The 17,698-nt window shown below is 54.5% G+C and carries 13 protein-coding genes; 6 read left to right on the forward strand and 7 right to left on the reverse strand.

Going from position 1 to position 17,698, the window contains the following annotated elements; genetic code table 11:
* The first annotated feature begins 190 nt into the window (after nucleotides 1–190).
* The 3 genes from G163CM_RS02000 (at nucleotide 191) to G163CM_RS02010 (ending at nucleotide 2,262) form a co-directional block, all read left to right on the forward strand.
* Entirely contained in the window at nucleotides 191–733 is a 543-nt protein-coding gene (locus tag G163CM_RS02000) for a YfaZ family outer membrane protein (RefSeq protein ID WP_231826680.1), read from the forward strand.
* Between the two features lie 94 nt (nucleotides 734–827).
* Nucleotides 828–2,024 (forward strand): nicotinamide mononucleotide deamidase-related protein YfaY, encoded by a 1,197-nt coding sequence (locus G163CM_RS02005; protein ID WP_231826681.1) that lies wholly within the window; start codon nucleotides 828–830, stop codon nucleotides 2,022–2,024.
* A gap of 4 nt (nucleotides 2,025–2,028) precedes the next feature.
* Entirely contained in the window at nucleotides 2,029–2,262 is a 234-nt protein-coding gene (locus G163CM_RS02010) for a hypothetical protein (RefSeq protein ID WP_231826682.1), read from the forward strand.
* On the opposite strand, the gene glpC is transcribed toward G163CM_RS02010, so the two are convergent.
* The 4 genes from glpC to G163CM_RS02030 all read right to left on the reverse strand — a co-directional run bounded on the left by glpC (nucleotide 2,231) and on the right by G163CM_RS02030 (nucleotide 7,288).
* The gene (gene glpC, locus G163CM_RS02015; protein ID WP_231826683.1) at nucleotides 2,231–3,424 is read right to left on the reverse strand and encodes an anaerobic glycerol-3-phosphate dehydrogenase subunit GlpC; all 1,194 of its coding nucleotides are present in this window, start codon (nucleotides 3,422–3,424) and stop codon (nucleotides 2,231–2,233) included. The genes G163CM_RS02010 and glpC overlap by 32 nt on opposite strands.
* Nucleotides 3,421–4,680 (reverse strand): glycerol-3-phosphate dehydrogenase subunit GlpB, encoded by a 1,260-nt coding sequence (gene glpB, locus G163CM_RS02020; RefSeq protein WP_231826684.1) that lies wholly within the window; start codon nucleotides 4,678–4,680, stop codon nucleotides 3,421–3,423. Before glpB ends, glpC begins: the two co-directional genes overlap by 4 nt.
* Nucleotides 4,670–6,292 (reverse strand): anaerobic glycerol-3-phosphate dehydrogenase subunit A, encoded by a 1,623-nt coding sequence (gene glpA, locus G163CM_RS02025; RefSeq protein WP_231826686.1) that lies wholly within the window; start codon nucleotides 6,290–6,292, stop codon nucleotides 4,670–4,672. The genes glpB and glpA overlap by 11 nt, the downstream gene beginning before the upstream one ends.
* Before the next feature lie 117 nt (nucleotides 6,293–6,409).
* A complete protein-coding gene (locus tag G163CM_RS02030) occupies nucleotides 6,410–7,288 on the reverse strand; it encodes a LysR family transcriptional regulator (protein WP_231826687.1) in 879 nt (292 codons plus the stop codon).
* 169 nt (nucleotides 7,289–7,457) lie between these two features.
* On the opposite strand from G163CM_RS02030, the gene G163CM_RS02035 reads away from it, so the two are divergent.
* On the forward strand, nucleotides 7,458–8,648 hold the full coding sequence (locus G163CM_RS02035; protein ID WP_231826688.1) for an MFS transporter: 1,191 nt from the start codon (nucleotides 7,458–7,460) through the stop codon (nucleotides 8,646–8,648).
* A 76-nt stretch (nucleotides 8,649–8,724) separates the two neighbouring features.
* On the forward strand, nucleotides 8,725–9,375 hold the full coding sequence (inaA, locus tag G163CM_RS02040) for a lipopolysaccharide kinase InaA (protein ID WP_015963679.1): 651 nt from the start codon (nucleotides 8,725–8,727) through the stop codon (nucleotides 9,373–9,375).
* A gap of 27 nt (nucleotides 9,376–9,402) precedes the next feature.
* On the opposite strand, the gene yfaE is transcribed toward inaA, so the two are convergent.
* The 3 genes from yfaE to nrdA all read right to left on the reverse strand — a co-directional run bounded on the left by yfaE (nucleotide 9,403) and on the right by nrdA (nucleotide 13,187).
* A complete protein-coding gene (yfaE, locus tag G163CM_RS02045) occupies nucleotides 9,403–9,657 on the reverse strand; it encodes a class I ribonucleotide reductase maintenance protein YfaE (protein ID WP_015963680.1) in 255 nt (84 codons plus the stop codon).
* A complete protein-coding gene (gene nrdB, locus G163CM_RS02050; RefSeq protein ID WP_231826689.1) occupies nucleotides 9,657–10,787 on the reverse strand; it encodes a class Ia ribonucleoside-diphosphate reductase subunit beta in 1,131 nt (376 codons plus the stop codon). Before nrdB ends, yfaE begins: the two co-directional genes overlap by 1 nt.
* 114 nt (nucleotides 10,788–10,901) lie before the next feature.
* The gene (gene nrdA / locus G163CM_RS02055) at nucleotides 10,902–13,187 is read right to left on the reverse strand and encodes a class 1a ribonucleoside-diphosphate reductase subunit alpha (RefSeq protein ID WP_231826690.1); all 2,286 of its coding nucleotides are present in this window, start codon (nucleotides 13,185–13,187) and stop codon (nucleotides 10,902–10,904) included.
* Nucleotides 13,188–13,876: 689 nt separating this feature from the next.
* On the opposite strand from nrdA, the gene yfaL reads away from it, so the two are divergent.
* On the forward strand, nucleotides 13,877–17,671 hold the full coding sequence (gene yfaL, locus G163CM_RS02060) for an AIDA-I family autotransporter adhesin YfaL/EhaC (RefSeq protein WP_231826691.1): 3,795 nt from the start codon (nucleotides 13,877–13,879) through the stop codon (nucleotides 17,669–17,671).
* Nucleotides 17,672–17,698: the final 27 nt, after the last annotated feature.

Consider the following 17,698-nt stretch of genomic DNA (forward strand, 5'->3'; position numbering starts at 1 on the left):
GGGATAAGCCTCTGTTTCCCGATTCTTCTTTCTCCAGCTTTCTGCGTATTTCTTGAAATACTTTTGTGACGTAATTAGTTACATTTAAAAGTATGATCGCCCTTTTAGTTCATGCGGTTGGCAAAATTGAGCAGTACAATTCGCCCGTTTTTTTTGGCGATTCACACTGTGCTTGCGGGAAAGGAATAAAATGAAAAAGAGCATACTATTTGGCCTGATGGGGATGCTGTTGCTCCCGGTTGCGGCAAATGCAATCAGCGTTAGCGGCCAGGCTGGCGAAGAATATACCAACCTTGGCGTCGGCTTTGGCACCGAATCGACGGGCCTTGCGCTGAGCGGTAACTGGGCGCATAACGACGATCACGGCGATATCGTGGGTGCGGCGTTGGGAGTGAACATTCCATTAGGGCCGTTTATGGCAACAGCGGGCGGCAAAGGTGTTTATCTGAGCCCGAACTACGGTGATGATGGTTACGCGGCGGCGGTTGGCGGCGGGTTACAGTGGCAAATCGGCGAACGCTTCCATCTGTTTGGTGAGTATTACTACTCGCCGGATTCGCTCTCCAGCGGCGTAAAAGACTACGAAGAAGCCAACGCGGGCGGTCGCTTTATGATTATGCGTCCGTTGAGCGTGGAAGCGGGATACCGCTACATCAACCTCGCCGGCAAAGATGGCAATCGCGACAGCGCCGTCGCAGATGGCCCGTACGTTGGCGTCAGCGCTAACTTCTGATTCTCCCCGGCGCGGCACTCAGTCGCGCCAGTTTTCTCGTTTTTATTCCTCGCCTTGCGCTATAGTAAATCGTCCTCTTTTACTGGAGAAAGCGATGATAAACGTAGAGATGCTGTCTACGGGCGACGAAGTCTTATACGGGCAAATTGTTGATACCAATGCGGCCTGGCTTGCTGATTTCTTATTTGAACAAGGTTTACCGCTTTCCCGGCGTAACACGGTGGGCGACAAACTCGATGACCTGGTGTCGATTCTGCGCGAGCGCAGCACCCAGGCTGACGTGCTGATTGTTAACGGCGGTTTAGGGCCGACCAGTGATGATTTAAGCGCGCTTGCCGCCGCGACGGCGAAAGGCGAATCGCTGGTGCTGCATGAACCATGGCTGGCGCAGATGGAGAAATTCTTCAAAGAACGTGGCCGCGTGATGGCGCCGAGCAATCGCAAGCAGGCGGAAATTCCTGCCAGCGCCGAGTTTATTGATAACCCGGTGGGTACCGCCTGCGGCTTTGCCATTAAGCTCAACCGTTGCCTGATTTTCTTCACCCCTGGCGTGCCGTCTGAATTTAAGGTGATGGTTCAACAGGAAATTTTGCCACGCCTGCGCGCACGTTTTGATATCCCTGAGCCGCCGCTGTGTCTGCGACTCACCACGTTCGGGCGTTCGGAAAGCGATCTCGCGCAAAGTCTCGATCACCTTGCGCTGCCTGCGGGCGTATCGATGGGTTATCGTTCATCGATGCCGATTATAGAGCTCAAGCTGACCGGCCCGGCGAGTGAACGTCAGGCAATGGAAGCCCTGTGGCCGGAAGTGAAAAAGGTGGCGGGCGATAGCCTGATTTTTGAAGGCACCGAAGGCCTTCCAAAGCAGCTTGCTCGTGCATTGCAGGATAAGCAGCTGAGCCTGACGCTGAGCGAACAGTTCACCGGCGGGCTGCTGGCGCTGGAGCTACAACGCGCAGGTGCGCCGCTGCTGGCCAGTGAGGTGATTCCATCGCAGGAAGAGACGCTGGCGCAAACGGCACGGTGGGCGGAAGAGCGCCGCGAAAACCATTTTGCTGGCGTAGCGCTTTCGGTGACCGGGCTTGAAAACGAGTATCTGAACTTCGCGCTCTCCACCGCAGAAGGGACCTGGGCGCTGCGCGTGAAGTTCAACACCACGCGTCACAGCCTGGTTGTTCGCCAGCAGGTTTGCGCCATGATGGCGATGAACATGCTACGACGCTGGCTTAACGGGATGGATGTTGCCAGCGAGCACGGCTGGATTGAAGTGGTGGAAACGCTGAAGGTGTAGCGGTGTGGCATTGCCGGATGGCGGCTACGCCTTATCCGGCCTACAGATTTCGCCTGACGTGGTAGGCCTGATAAGCGAAGCGCCATCAGGCATTGCGCAGGCGGCATTGTTGGATGGCGGCGACGCCTTATCCGGCCTACAGACTTCACCTGATCTGGTAGGCCTGATAAGCGAAGCGCCATCAGGCATTGTGCAGGCGGCTTTGCTTATGCCGATAGCGCCTGCGCCAGCAGCGTAATCGGATGTTCGCAGCGCTTGCTGGTCGACATCTCGATTTGCCACTTACAGGTTTCGCAATCGGTCACCACGATATCCGCACCGCTTTCCTCAATCTGGCTGAACAGCGGCGCCCCTACGGCTTGCGAGGTGGGGTAATTCTCCGACTTAAAGCCATAGGTGCCCGCAATACCGCAGCATTGGGAATCGAGCACCGTTAGCTCCAGTCCTGGGATTTGCCGCAGCAGCTCCAGGGTGTAGAGCGTCCAGCCCATTTTCTCCATATGACACGGCGTGTGATACACCACCTTCAGCGGCAACGGTTTCAGCGGCAGCGTTTTTCCTTCATCAAGTTTTCGCCACAGCCAGCGCGTGGCGAGGTCAATATGCTCGCGCAAGCCGTCGTTATCGACATTCAGCAGATGCGGATATTCATCGCGCAGCGTAAATGTGCAGGTAGAGGAGGTCGCGATAACGGGCAGCGATTTATCCTCAATGGCCTCGCGCAGTGACGCAACGTTGCTTTGCGCCTGCTTGCGCGCCTTATCGGTGAAACCGTTAGCAATCAACGGCACTCCGCAACATTTCTCTTTACTCAATAGCTGGACGCCTGTTCCCAGCGCATTCAGCACCTTAATTAAATCTTTGCCCAATTGCGGATGGTTGTAGTTGACGTAGCAGCCGTGGAAAAATGCCACCTGATCGGCAAACTGCGCCTGCTGTTTTGCCACGCTGCGATACCAGCGGCGGAAGGTGCCGAAGGAGTATTTTGGCAGCGTGCGGCGATGATCAATTTTTAGAGCAACATCAAGCAGATGACGCACGGGCTTCAGACCCGTTGCCGCATTCACCAGCGGCGCTAACGGCGTCGACATCTGCCCCATCAGATCCGTATGGCTGAGTATGCGATTGCGCAGCGACGGTGGAGTGACGTCATAGCGCGCGCGGGCGCGCTGGATGATATCGCCAATTTTAACATCGGACGGGCACGCGACTTCGCAGCGTTTGCAGTTGATACAATATTTCAGCGCCTCATCGTACAGCGCGCCGTCTTTCAGGCGCAGCCTCTCGCCGTCAGGGCCCGCCTGTTTCGGCCCCGGATAGCGCGGATTTACCCGGCTTACCGGGCAGGCCGTGGTGCAGGCGGTACACTTGATGCAATTCTCGAACTGGCCGCTACTCATGCTTCACCTCCCATCAGCAGGGCAATTTGCTGCGCGGCATGGAGCGCCGTCACCGCACAAACGCCACCGCCACAGCCCTGAGCGATGGCATCGCAGCCGCCCAGAACCGAACCAATCACAAACACATTTTCCAGCCGCTGGCCGGCAATGGCCGGGCGCAGCATCGCATCGGTCGCGACACCAAACTGCTGCCATGGCTGAGGGTCAAAGACATCCGGGCGATACCATAATGCGCGGGTAGCTGCCTGCATCACGTCAAGATTAAGCACCGGTTCGCGAATCGTTTCACGGTTGGCGATTAACCCATTACTGAAGAAACTGCCGCTCGCCAGCACGACATAACGTGCGCGCAGAGAAATGTCGGCGTGATTACGCGTCCAGACGGCGGTGGCAAGTTGATTTTCCAGCGTTACCTTTTGTACCTCATCGCCCGGCATCCAGACGCCACCCGCGCGGATAAATTGCCGCTGAAGCTGCGCCTGCAACCGCATGCCGGGTACGGATGGCGGCAGTGTTGGCAACAGATGCAGCGAGCAGCTGAGTTTCCCGCAGAGCCAGTCGTAGAGTTGGCTATCGCTTGCGCCGAAACAGGCCGGAAGCCACAGGGCATCGCAACCCTGCGCCAGCGGAGCGAGCGCATCGTACAACGGCTGCCACTGTTCCGGCTTGTCGAGTAGTCGAGCGATGTTTGCCGCGCGGAATTCGCTGGCGTTTTCGCGCAGCACATCCAGCTGTGGCAGGTCGATTTCAACCGTATCGACGTCAAGACCCTGTTTACGTAATGATTCGGCGGCAAGTGGTGCCTGAAAATCGAGAAAACCGGTTATCCCCACAACCCGGACTTTACTGGCCGCTGGCGGGAAGAGCGGCGTTTCTCGAGGGCTGAGCCAGGCGCTGCGCAACAGGCCCAGTGGGGTAACGCGCTGATGCGACTGCTCCGCCTCGCCCTGAAAATCGATGCCGCATTCGCTAAACAGGGCTTGCGCCTGACGGGCGTACGACAGGACGTTTTCGCAGCCCACTTTGTTGTAAGGATGTTCCGGAGCTTGCCGCCTTAACGCCTCCAGACCGAGATGAATATCCTCGACCGGTTGCCCGTCGGGCAACATGCTAAGGAGATCCAGCGATCCCGATGCGAAGTTCAGCGCGCTTTGCCCACGGCTGACAATGGCGCAGCGCAAGCCTTGTGACTGAAGCTTTAACCCGCACAGCAACCCGGCGAGGCCGCCGCCGATGATAACCGTATCAAATTTCATCCTGATGCTCCTTTTGCAGCCCGCACAATCCCTGATAGACCCAGCGTGTCAGTTCGCTTTCGCGCAGCGCATCACCCCAGGCAATTGGCTGCACGCCTTTCCAGCGCTCATTGAGGAAATCGGACAGTTGTTTCAACGACTGGCTGGCATCGGTGGCGTGAAAACGCGGCAGCAGCCCCGCCGCGCGGCAGGCGCACAGTTCGCCCTGACAGGTACCCATACCGACGCGGGTGCGGCGACGCAGATCGAGCAAATTGCGCACATTCAGGTTTTCAACGGCATATTGTACTTCGCCCGCCGTAACGGCTTCGCATTCACACACCAGGCTGCGATGCAGACGGTTATCCCCAATCCAGCCCGGCGTACGATCTCCATGGCGATAAATCACCGAACCGCGCAGCGGCGCGGGCAGAGAGATAATGCGCTGAAGCGTTTTCTCCTGACTCTCACGCGAGCCGGGGAGCGGGGTAGTGGCGGTGGTACATGATGTCGTGTTGCCCACTTTGCGACACACCGCGTCGGTGGCCCATTCGGCCATCAGGCGATAGGTCATCAGTTTGCCGCCGGTAATGGTTATGAAACCTTCCATTCCGTCGCGCTGCGCGTGATCGAACAAGACTATGCCTCGGCTGACGTTGCGCCCGGTTGGGTCATCATCGCAGGCAACTAACGGGCGCACGCCTGAGTAAGCGCGCAGAATACGCGTGCTGCCCATGCGCGGCGCCAGTTTTTCGCCTTCGCGGATCAGCGTATCGACTTCCTGCGCGGTAACGCGGTTGTCGTCAATTTCGTCGTAATCGATATGCATGGAGGTGGTGCCAATCAGCGAAATGGTATCGCCTGGCACCAGAATATCGGCATCCGCAGGCTTGCGGCAGCGGTTAATTACATGCTGGTTGATGCGGTGATCGAGAATGAGCAGCGAGCCTTTGGCCGGGAACATACGGATGCTCAGGTCGGCATATTCGGCGATGCGCTGCCCCCAGATCCCGGCGGCGTTCACCACCACCTGCGCACGGAGTTCACGCGTTTCCTGCGTTTGACGATCGTGCAACCGCACGCCGCGCACGTTCGCGCCGTCGCGAATAAGCCCGGTGACTTCATGCCCGGTGAGAATATCCGCACCGTGTTCACGCGCATCCAGCATATTGGCTGCGGTAAGCCGGAAGGGATCAACCGTGCCATCCGGGACTTTTACCGCGCCCGTCAGTGCCGGGTTAACGCCCGGCTCAATGCGTCGCGCTTCCTGCGGATCAATCGCCTGTGCGTCAATGCCTGCGCTGGCGCAGGCCTGTAAAAAGGTGGCCTGAAAGTCGAGGCTGTCTTCCGGCAGGGTGATAAACAGCCCTCCGGTAGGTTCGATACAGTGGCGGGCGATATGTTTCAGGATGCGGTTTTCGCTGATGCATTCGCGCGCCGATTCGCTGTCGGTGACGGCGTAGCGTGCGCCGCTGTGCAGCAGGCCATGGTTACGCCCGGTCGCCCCGGTGGCGATGTCGTGTCGTTCGACCAGCATCACCCTGAGGCCGCGCAGGGCGCAGTCGCGGGCGATTCCCGCGCCGGTCGCGCCGCCGCCGATAATAATGGCATCGTATTCCGCTGATGGATGCATTGTTCAGTCCTTACATGACAATATCCTTATCCTCAGTAAGCCATAATTTACGGCGAATTTGTTTGATATTGCGCACATTCGAACTTTTATATTTTCGTTTTCGCGCATTTGTGGGGGTCAGAATGCGCGGCTCTCGACCAGGTTTTGCAGACAATCGCTCAACAGCAGTACCGGGCTTCCTTCGGTGGGGGCGGTTTGGGCGATAAGCGAAATATGGCGATAAAAATCCGGTTCCAGCGGCACGGAACAGAGCGTGTGTTCTACCGCTTTTAAGGTCAATTCCGGTAATAAGGCAATCCCTAAGCCCTGGCGAATAAAACTGATTGCCGTACCGGGATGATTAAATTCGTAGCGAATTTGTGGGGTGATATTCCGTGCCTGAAATAACGACATAATAGTTAATTCATAGCGTCCTTTACTGATAATCAGCGGCTGATTCACCAGGTCTTCCAGGGTAAGCGAGGCCCGCGCGGCAAAAGGGTGATCGGCAGGTACGACGACGGTGAATTTATCTTTGTAAACAGCGTGAGAGTAAAGCGAGGTGACCGGAAAATGCACCAGCCCGGCGCTAAATTCCCCGGTGCGAACCGCATCAATAATTTCCGGCCCGTTTGCTTCGTGAGGAATAATATGAATATGTGGATGATGCTTCGTGAAATAACGAACAATTGGCGGAAGAATACAGGCGCAGGCGCTGGGAAAGCAGCCAATATGCAACCAGCTTACGGGCTGAGTTTTTTCCAGCGCGGCAATTTCTTTGATGGCGCTGACTTCCTGCATCACGTTGCGAAAGTGGCTGACGATACGCTCGCCCACGGGCGTCAGGCGAATGGCGCGCGCGCGTTGGCGAATAAAGATTTTCACCTGCAACTCATCCTCGATAGCTGAGATAGCCTGGCTTACCGCCGATTGGGTCATAAAGAGGCGTTTTCCCGCTTCGGTAAAACCGCCGTAATCCAGCACCGCGAGGAGCGCGGTCATTTGGGTTATTGTCATTAGTTTTTACTACTGTTGATTATTAAAGCAATGAATTTTACTAATAGAATATAGCGCGCCTAAAATAGGTTCTCTTCACGGTGTCACAAAACGGCCTTAATGCTTCATATATTTGTTTTGTGAATGTCTTTTTATGATTCATAAATGCTATTTATTTGGTTGTCAGGATATGAAAGAAAAATTATGGACGAAGGATTTTTGGGCGATAACAATAATTAGCTTTATTATCTTTTTTGTCTTCTATGTGCTGCTTACGCTATTACCGCTTTATATCGCCGATCAACTACATGCTTCCGCGAGCAAAGCGGGCCTGCTGGTCACCTTCTTTTTAGCTGCTGCGATTGTCATTCGCCCATTTTCCGGGCAGTGGGTCGGCAAATTTTCGAACAAAAAAATTCTGGTGCTCTCCTCTCTGGCCTTTTTTATCGTCTGTGCGTTGTATCCTTTTTGCCAGTCGATTGAAGCGCTGCTTTTTATACGCGTGCTTCATGGCATCACCTTTGGGGTGATCACGACGGTAAAAGGGACCATTTCCGCACGGCTGATACCGGCCTCCCGACGTGGCGAGGGCATTAGCTTTTTCTCATTAGCAATGGGGCTGGCGATGGTCGTCGGCCCGTGGGTGGGGCTGAACCTGGCGCAGCATCAGCTGTATAACGCGGCGTTTGGCCTGTGCGCAGGCGTGGCGGCAGTGGGCATTATCTTGTCGTTCATCATGCGCGTACCGCCGGTGCTTCATCATGCCGATGGCAGCAAACCGAAAATGGGCTTTGCGGCGATGTTCGATCGCGCCGCACTGCCGTTCGCGCTGGTGACCTTCTTCATGACCTTCTCGTATGCGGGCGTGTCGGCTTTTCTGGCGCTCTACGCACGTGAACTCGACCTGATGTCTGCTGCCAGTAATTTCCTGCTGTGCTACGCTATTTTCCTGATGATTTGCCGAACTTTCACCGGAAATATCTGTGATAAGAAAGGGCCTAAGTGCGTGGTTTATCCGTGCCTTGCCTTTTTCGCCGTCGGTTTAGTGGTGCTGGGCTACGTTCATGGCAGCGCGATGATGATTTTTTCCGGCGCGCTTATTGGGATTGGCTATGGTTCCGTCACGCCGGTATTTCAGACGCAAATTATCAGTTCCGTCGAACCGCATAAAATTGGCGTTGCCAACTCCTTGTTTTTCAATGCAATGGATGCCGGGCTGGCGTTGGGGGCTTTCGTTATGGGCATGATGGCGGAAGGCTGCGGCTATCGCGCGATTTATTTCTGTGGCGCAGTGCTGGTGGTTATTGCCGGTGGCATCTATGGTGCGCAGATGAAAACAAACGTTAAACGCCAGATTGATTTGCACAGCAATGCCGGATAAACGCTAAAAACTTTGCTGAAGGTAATATATGATTATTCCTTTGCATATTCTTAAGCGTTAACGGGCGAGGCAAGTCATGGCAGTATCAAATGGACTGGATGAATTTAATCAGTGGTGGGCGACAGAGGGCGACTGGGTTGAGGAGCCAAACTACCGCCGCAACGGGATGAGCGGCGTCCAGTGCGTTGAGCGTGACGGTAAAAAACTGTACGTGAAGCGCATGACGCAGCATCTGTTCCGCTCGGTTCGCTATCCGTTTGGTCGCCCGACCATTGTGCGCGAAATCGCGGTGATTAAAGATCTGGAAAAAGCGGGCGTGATCGTGCCGAAGATCGTTTACGGCAAAGCGATGAAAATTGATGGCGAGTGGCGCGCGCTGCTGGTCACTGAAGATATGAAAGGTTTTATCTGCATTGGTGACTGGTATCACCAGCATGCGGTCACGCCCTTCCCGGACGATGTGCGTGAAGCCATGCTGAAAGCCGTTGCTGTGGCCTTCAAAAAGATGCACAGCGTGAATCGCCAGCACGGTTGCTGCTATGTGCGTCATATCTATGTGAAAACGGAAGGAACGGTGGAAGCGGGCTTCCTCGATCTGGAGAAAAGCCGTCGTCGTCTGAGCCGCGAAAAAGCGATTCGTCATGATTTTGCACAGCTGGAGAAATATCTCGATCCGATTCCAAAAGCGGATTGGGAGAAGGTGAAGGCGTACTATTACGCGCTGTAATAAAATGGCCGCCCAACGGGCGGCCATTTACATTTCTATCTCAATATCACCCTTTGCCCGGCAGCAGCAGGGCAAAATCTCGCCTGGCTGAATGAACGCCAGCGGTTCCGTCAGCCAGTCGACCTGGCCTGCTACCAGACGCGTGCGGCATGAACCGCAGTAGCCTTCGCGGCACTGATACTCAACCTCAACATTGTGGGATTCCAGTGCGGCCAGCAGGGAAGGGTGTTCATCCTGGCACAGCAGTTGTGTGCCAGAGATGCGGAGGATAACGCGGCTCATTAGAGCTGGAAATCGCTCAGGTCGTCGGTATTGACTTCAGAGTCTATCTGGCCGACCAGGTAAGAACTCACTTCCACTTCCTGCGGGGCTACCTGCACGTTATCGGACACCAGCCAGGTGTTGATCCACGGGATCGGGTTAGAGCGCGTCTGGAATGGCAGATCCAACCCTACCGCCTGCATGCGGATGTTGGTGATGTATTCCACATACTGGCAAAGAATGTCTTTGTTCAGGCCGATCATCGAACCGTCGCGGAACAGATAATCTGCCCACTCTTTCTCCTGAAGGGCTGCCTGCACGAACAGGTCATAGCACTCCTGTTTGCACTCTTCGGCGATTTCTGCCATTTCCGGGTCATCGACGCCGCTGCGCAGCAGGTTCAACATGTGCTGAGTACCGGTCAGGTGCAGCGCTTCGTCACGGGCGATGAGGCGAATGATTTTGGCGTTGCCTTCCATCAGTTCACGTTCCGCAAAGGCGAAGGAGCAGGCGAAGCTGACGTAAAAGCGAATCGCTTCCAGCGCGTTAACGCTCATCAGGCACAGGTAGAGTTTTTTCTTCAGTTCGCGCAGGCTGACGGTGACGGTTTTACCGTTCACGGAATGCGTGCCTTCGCCCAGCAGATGCCAGTAGCTGGTCATCTCGATCAGTTCATCGTAGTAGCTGGAGATGCCTTTCGCACGTTTCTGAATCTGCTCGTTAGTCACAATATCATCAAACACAATTGCCGGATCGTTGACGATATTGCGGATGATATGGGTGTAAGAGCGGGAGTGGATGGTTTCAGAAAACGCCCAGGTTTCTACCCAGGTTTCCAGTTCCGGAATAGAAATCAGCGGCAGCAGCGCGACGTTCGGGCTACGACCCTGAATGGAGTCGAGCAGCGTCTGATATTTCAGGTTGCTGATGAAAATGTGTTTTTCGTGCTCCGGCAGCGCCTGATAATCGATACGGTCGCGGGAGACGTCAACCTCCTCCGGACGCCAGAAGAAGGAGAGCTGCTTTTCAATCAGCTTTTCAAAGATGTCGTATTTTTGCTGATCGTAGCGGGCCACGTTGACCGGTTGGCCGAAGAACATCGGCTCTTTGAGCTGGTCATTTTTCGTCTGTGAAAAGGTGGTATATGCCATGAATGTGTCCTGTTTGGAGTTTAATGCCGGATGGCGCTGCGCTTATCCGGCCTACAACACCGATGCATTTGTAGGCCGGTTAAGGCGTTTACGCCGCCATCCGGCATCACAATATCAGATCTTACACGCGCCGCTTTCGCAGCCATCGTCCTGAATAGACGGCACCAGGTCATCCTGTGCATCTTCAGCCCCGTCGCGGGTGTTCTGATAGTACAGGGTTTTCACGCCAAATTTATAGGCGGTGAGCAGGTCTTTCAGCAACTGCTGCATCGGCACTTTCCCGGACGGGAAGCGTGACGGGTCATAGTTGGTGTTAGCAGAAATCGACTGATCGATAAATTTCTGCATGATGCCCACCAGTTGCAGGTAGCCGTCGTTGTTCGGCATATCCCACAGCAGTTCATATGCGTCGTGCAGGTGTTCGTAGTCCGGCACAACCTGACGCAGGATACCGTCTTTCGACGCTTTGATGCTGACGTAGCCGCGCGGCGGTTCAATGCCGTTGGTGGCGTTGGAAATTTGCGACGATGTCTCGGATGGCATCAGGGCAGAGAGCGTGGAGTTACGCAGGCCGTGCGTCTTTATGGATTCGCGCAGGGCTTCCCAGTCAAGGTGCAGCGGTTCGCTGGTGATCGCATCCAGGTCTTTCTTATAGGTATCGATTGGCAGAATACCTTTGGCGTAGGTGGTTTCGTTGAACCACGGGCACGCGCCCTGTTCGATAGCCAGCTCGTTAGAGGCCTTCAGCAGGTAGTACTGAATCGCTTCGAAGGTTTCGTGCGTCAGATTGTTAGCGCTGCCGTCGGAGTAACGTTTACCGTTCTTCGCCAGCCAGTACGCAAAGTTGATGACGCCAATACCCAGCGTACGACGACCCATCGCGCCGCGTTTGGCCGCCAGAATCGGGTAATCCTGATAGTCGAGCAGCGCATCCAGCGCACGCACTGCCAGCACCGCCAGTTCTTCCAGCTCGCTGAGATCCTTAATCGCACCCAGGTTGAACGCAGAGAGCGTACAGAGGGCGATTTCGCCGTTTTCGTCGTTAACGTCGTTCAGCGGTTTGGTCGGCAGCGCGATTTCCAGGCACAGGTTAGACTGGCGTACCGGTGCAATCGCCGGGTCAAACGGGCTGTGGGTGTTGCAGTGGTCGACGTTCTGAATATAGATACGACCGGTGGAAGCGCGTTCCTGCATCATCAGCGAGAACAGTTCAACGGCTTTCACGCGCTGTTTGCGGATGCTGTCGTCGTTTTCATACTGCACGTACAGACGCTCGAACTCGTCCTGATCGGCGAAGAACGCATCGTACAGGCCTGGAACGTCAGACGGGCTGAACAGGGTGATGTCGCCGCCTTTCAGCAGACGGGTGTACATCAGTTTGTTGATCTGTACGCCGTAGTCCATGTGGCGCACGCGGTTGCCTTCGACGCCACGGTTGTTTTTCAGTACCAGAAGGCTTTCTACTTCCAGATGCCACATCGGGTAGAACAGCGTTGCCGCACCGCCGCGCACACCGCCCTGCGAGCAGGATTTTACGGCCGTCTGGAAGTGTTTGTAGAACGGGATACAGCCGGTGTGGAAGGCTTCACCGCCGCGAATCGGGCTACCCAGCGCACGGATGCGACCGGCGTTGATACCGATACCGGCACGCTGGGAAACGTATTTCACAATCGCGCTGGAGGTGGCGTTGATGGAGTCCAGGCTGTCGCCGCACTCGATCAGCACGCAAGAGCTGAACTGGCGAGTCGGGGTACGCACGCCGGACATAATCGGCGTCGGCAGCGAGATTTTGAACGTCGAGACCGCATCATAGAAGCGTTTCACGTAGCTCAGGCGGGTGTCGCGCGGGTAATTCGAGAACAGGCACGCGGCAACCAGAATATAAAGGAACTGCGCGCTCTCGTAGATTTCGCCGGTAACGCGGTTCTGTACCAGGTATTTGCCTTCCAGCTGTTTGACAGCAGCGTAAGAGAAGGTCATGTCACGGTCGTGAACAATGAACGAGTCCATCTGCTTGAACTCTTCTTCCGTATAGTCTTCCAGCAGATGATTGTCGTATTTACCCAGCTCAACCATTTTCAGTACGTGGTCGAACAGCTTCGGCGGCTCAAACTGGCCGTAGGCTTTTTTACGCAGGTGGAAAATCGCCAGGCGCGCGGCCAGGTACTGGTAATCCGGGGCGTCGCGGGAGATCAGATCGGCTGCGGCTTTAATGATGGTTTCATGGATATCGGAGGTTTTAATCCCATCATAGAACTGAATGTGCGAACGCAGTTCAACCTGAGAGATAGAGACGTTTTCCAGACCTTCAGCCGCCCAGTCGAGCACGCGATGGAGCTTGTCCAGGTTGATGCGCTCAGTACGGCCATCACGCTTAGTCACCAGCAGACTCTGATTCATGTATGTAGTACCTGTTTGAGTTATCTCCGCAATAGTTCCGCCTGATCAACCTGTAGTGAGGTAAGTCACGGTGAACACTATATATAGGGGGTATGTTTACGATTTACTGCAAGATAGTGTGAAAATGGGTGTCTTGCAAGTGCATAACATTGTGGATAAGTCAGGGGGAGAAAACGGGCTCCGGCGCAACTTAGGTCACACAAGGTGTTCAGGAAAGTCAATGGGAAGAGAAAAATTTGTTAAAAATATCTGTTCGCTGATTTCTTGAACGCCTGAATAACACAGCTTATTGATCCAGTCGATTTACTGCCCATTCATTATGCATCAGTAAAATTGATTTTTAACCTGTTTTTGATGCGAAAAAGTGATGCTGATAGCGGTTGTTCATAATATGAACGTATGTAAGCGTGTGTTATTTTTCACCACTGGTTTACTAAAGCAGCAGATGTTAATGAAATGTTTATTTTGTTTGATTGTCGCCAGAAAAGAAATCTGAAAATTAAAATTACATATATTATTTTCGACTTTAGACCTTTCTGGTGAAGATTTGCTTAATCACTTTTTTAATATAATTAACTCCAATGCGGCAATTCTTATTATTGTTGTTAATATTTTTACAAATATGTGTTTCGCTAAATTCAGAGCCGGATTTTAAATAGTGATCTGTATTGACCCATCGGTTTTTGATTATGCGAAATAAAAAATGGCGTATCTTTAAAAGGAAAGGATACCTGCTGATATTACCCCCTGTGCTGGCCTGGCCAGCGATACAGGCGCAGGCGATGCAGGCATGCCAGGGAGACCAGGTCATCACCAGCTGTCAGGCCAGTCGCCAGAGCCTCTCGGGGGGCAATGCGAACTGGCACGTAGCCGATGACCAATGGCTCATCTTCCAGAATGCGAATGAAAACACCAGCGGCGGCGCAGTTTTTCTCGCTGGTGGTGCCCGTTTCAGCGTCTCTCCTGAAAATAATAACGGAATGACGCTCTTCACCAACAACCATGTGAGCGGAGAATATAATAATGGCGGAGCGATCTTCGCGAAAGAAAACGCGACGATTAATCTCGACCATGTGATCTTCAGTAATAACATTGCCGGAGGCTATGGCGGAGCTATCTATTCAGGGGGCACGAATGACAGCGGCGATGCGGATTTGATTGCCACAAATACGCTCTTCATTGGGAATATTGCCAACGATGGTAAAGGTGGAGCAGTTTATTCTATTAATAACAGTAACTATTTTAGCAATGATGTATTTGATAATAATCAGGCCTATACATCAACCACTTATAGCGATGGTGACGGCGGTGCGCTGGATGTTACGGATAATGAAAATGATACATCGCATCTTTCTGGCGTGACGGTTATTAATAATACCCGCTTTACCAATAATGTCGCAGAAGGAGAAGGTGGGGCAATTTATACCAACAGTGTGAGCGACCCCTACATTATTAATATCTCCGTGGATGACAGTTATCAGGAAAATGACGGTGTGCTGATTAATGACAATAACAGCGCGCAGGGCTATAGCGGCAGTGCCTCTGCGGCGGCGGGGGGATTTATGTATGTCGGTAATAGCAACGTGGATTTTGATATTGCCGCCAACAAAACCATGGTGATTGGCGATCTCGCCAACGACGGCGCGATAGATTCCATTGCGGGCACGGGAAGTATTAGCAAAACAGGCGAGGGCGACCTGGTGCTCAATGCCGACAATAACGATTTTACCGGTGAAATGACCATCCAGAATGGAGAAGTCACGTTAGGCCGCGATAATTCGCTCATGAATGTCGGCGATACCCATTGCCAAAGCGATCCGCAGAATTGCTTTGGGTTGCAAATAGGCGCTCCGCTTAGCGCCGACAATCAGGCCGAGTTGAATGTGGGGAATACGCAGCAGACGTTTGTCCACTCGTTGACTGGGTTTGAAAATGGCGTGCTGCATATTGATGAAGGCGGAAATGTCACCGTCAACAGCGGCGCATTTAGCGGCACGATAGAGGGGGCGGGTCAATTTACCGTTGCGCAAAACGGTAGTTATACCCTGGCAGGCGCAGCGTCAATGGCCTTAACCGGCGATGTCGTGGTGGAAGATAACGGCGTGCTTTCTCTGGTGGGCGATCAAAATGATTTGCAGGTGATGCAGGCCGAACCCCAGTCGATTGTCTTAAACGGCGGCGTGCTGGATCTCTCTGATTACGCGTCGTACGACGGCGACAATACCGCCAATGATGGTCTGGCAATAAGCGGCAGCGGTGGCACAGTCATCGGCCAAAATGATGTGGTGGATATCAACGGTGGTGAGGACACACATATTGCTGGCGATGGCGTTTATGTTGTGATTAATGCCGGTGACCAAAGCGTGAGCCTGGCGAATGACAACACCTATTTGGGCGATACGCAAATTGCTTCCGGCGTGTTGGCGGTCAGCGATAACACGCAGCTGGGCGATATCGATTACAACCGTTCACTGATTTTTACCGATACGCAACAGCATAGCGAACTGGATGTGACCGCCAATGTCGATACCCGTTCACAATCCGCCGGTCACGCGCGCAATATCGAAATGCGCGCCGATGGTGAAGTGCGCGTGGAAGATGGCGTGGATACCCAGTGGGGCGGGCTGATGGCCGACAGTACGGGGGCGCAGCAGGACAGCACCAGCACATTCAGCAAAACGGGGGCGGGGACGCTGGAGCTGACCGCCAGCGGCACAGCAACATCGGCAGTGCGGGTGGAGGAGGGCACGCTGAAAGGCGATGCGGTAGACATCATTCCCTATGCGTCATCGCTGTGGGTCGGTGAGGGCGCAACCTTTGAAACCGGAATGGATCAGAATGTGCAATCCATTGACGCGAGTTCCTCCGGAACCGTCGACATTACCGATGGCACCGTGCTTCGTCTCACTCACCAGGATACCGCCAGCGTGCTGGATGCCTCCCTGTTTAACGGTACGGGGACGCTGGTGAATGCTACTGACGGCGTCACGCTGAGCGGCACGTTAGACACGAATCTTCAAACCGACAGCGTCACCAACCTGGCCGGTGTGACGGTGGATGGCAATCTGACCAATACCTCTGGCACCATCAGCATGGCAAATGGTGAGGCGGGCGATACGCTGACGGTTAATGGCGACTATGTTGGCGGCGGTACGCTGGAGATGGACAGCGAACTGGATGGTGATAACTCAGCAAGCGATATGCTGGTGCTAAACGGCAATACCTCCGGCACCACGACGGTGGTGATTGATCCGATTTCCGGCATCGGGCAGCCCACTGCAACGGGAATTAAAGTGGTTGATTTTACAGCCGATCCTGGCAGCTATCAGAATGCGGCGCAATTTAGCCTGGCGGGTAATGGCTATATCAATATGGGCGCGTACGACTATTCCCTCGTGGAAGATAACAATGACTGGTATCTGCGCTCCCAGCAGATTGCCCCGCCCACGCCACCAGAACCACCCACGCCGCCAGAACCACCAGCGCCGCCGGACCCTCCTGCACCACCGGCACCGCCGTTGCCCCCGGATCCGGATCCCGACCCAACGCCGGTCCCCGCACCCGCATTCGAACCCGTGCTCAATGCCAAAACGGGAGGATATCTGAATAACCTGCGCGCGGCGAATCAGGCGTTTGTGATGGAGCGTCGCGACCATGCGGGCGCGGATGGGCAGCCGCTGCATCTGCGGGTCGTCGGAGGACGTCGTGATAGCACGCTCGCTGACCAGTTGGCGCAGCATGAAGATTTCTCTACGGTGCAGCTCAGTGGCAATATCATGACGCGAAAAACGGTTGATGACGGCCTGTGGATGCTGGGCGTAGTCGGCGGTTATAGCGATAACCAGGGCGAAAGTCGCTCAACAATCACCCAAACCCACGCCGATAACAGCAACCACGGTTATGGCCTTGGCATCACTGCAACCTGGTTGCAGCACGGTTTTGAACAACAGGGCGCGTGGCTTGATAGCTGGTTGCAGTACGCGTGGTTTGATAATCAGGTTTCACAATCGCAGGCCGGGGAAGACCGCTATCACAGCAACGGCGTGCTGGCTTCGCTGGAAGGCGGTTATCAATGGCCGCTGGGCAACGGTTTTCTGCTTGAGCCGCAGGCACAGGTGATTTATCAGGGGGTGAAGCAGGCGGATTTCACCGCCGCCAACCACTCACGGGTAGAACAGCATCAGGGCGATGATATTCAAATGCGGCTGGGTCTGCACAGCGAATGGCATGTTCCTTCGGCGAACGCACTGCACATAACCCCGACGCTGGATGTCAATTATCTCCGCGAACCGCACGCCGCAGCGCTGGATGAAGATGGCAGTACGATAACCGATGAGGCAGGCGATACGCGCGGTGAAGTTAAAATGGGGATTCAGGCGGCGCTCAGCCCGCGCATGTCGCTACGCGCTAATGTGGCGTGGCAAAAGGGAACGCAGGATTTCTCACAGACGGCGGGGTATCTTTCGTTTACGGCGAAGTGGTAAAAGGCCCGCGCGCAGGCGCGGGCAGAC

The sequence above is a fragment of the Pseudocitrobacter corydidari genome (assembly GCF_021172065.1).
In the GTDB taxonomy this organism is placed as follows: Bacteria; Pseudomonadota; Gammaproteobacteria; order Enterobacterales; family Enterobacteriaceae; genus Pseudocitrobacter; species Pseudocitrobacter corydidari.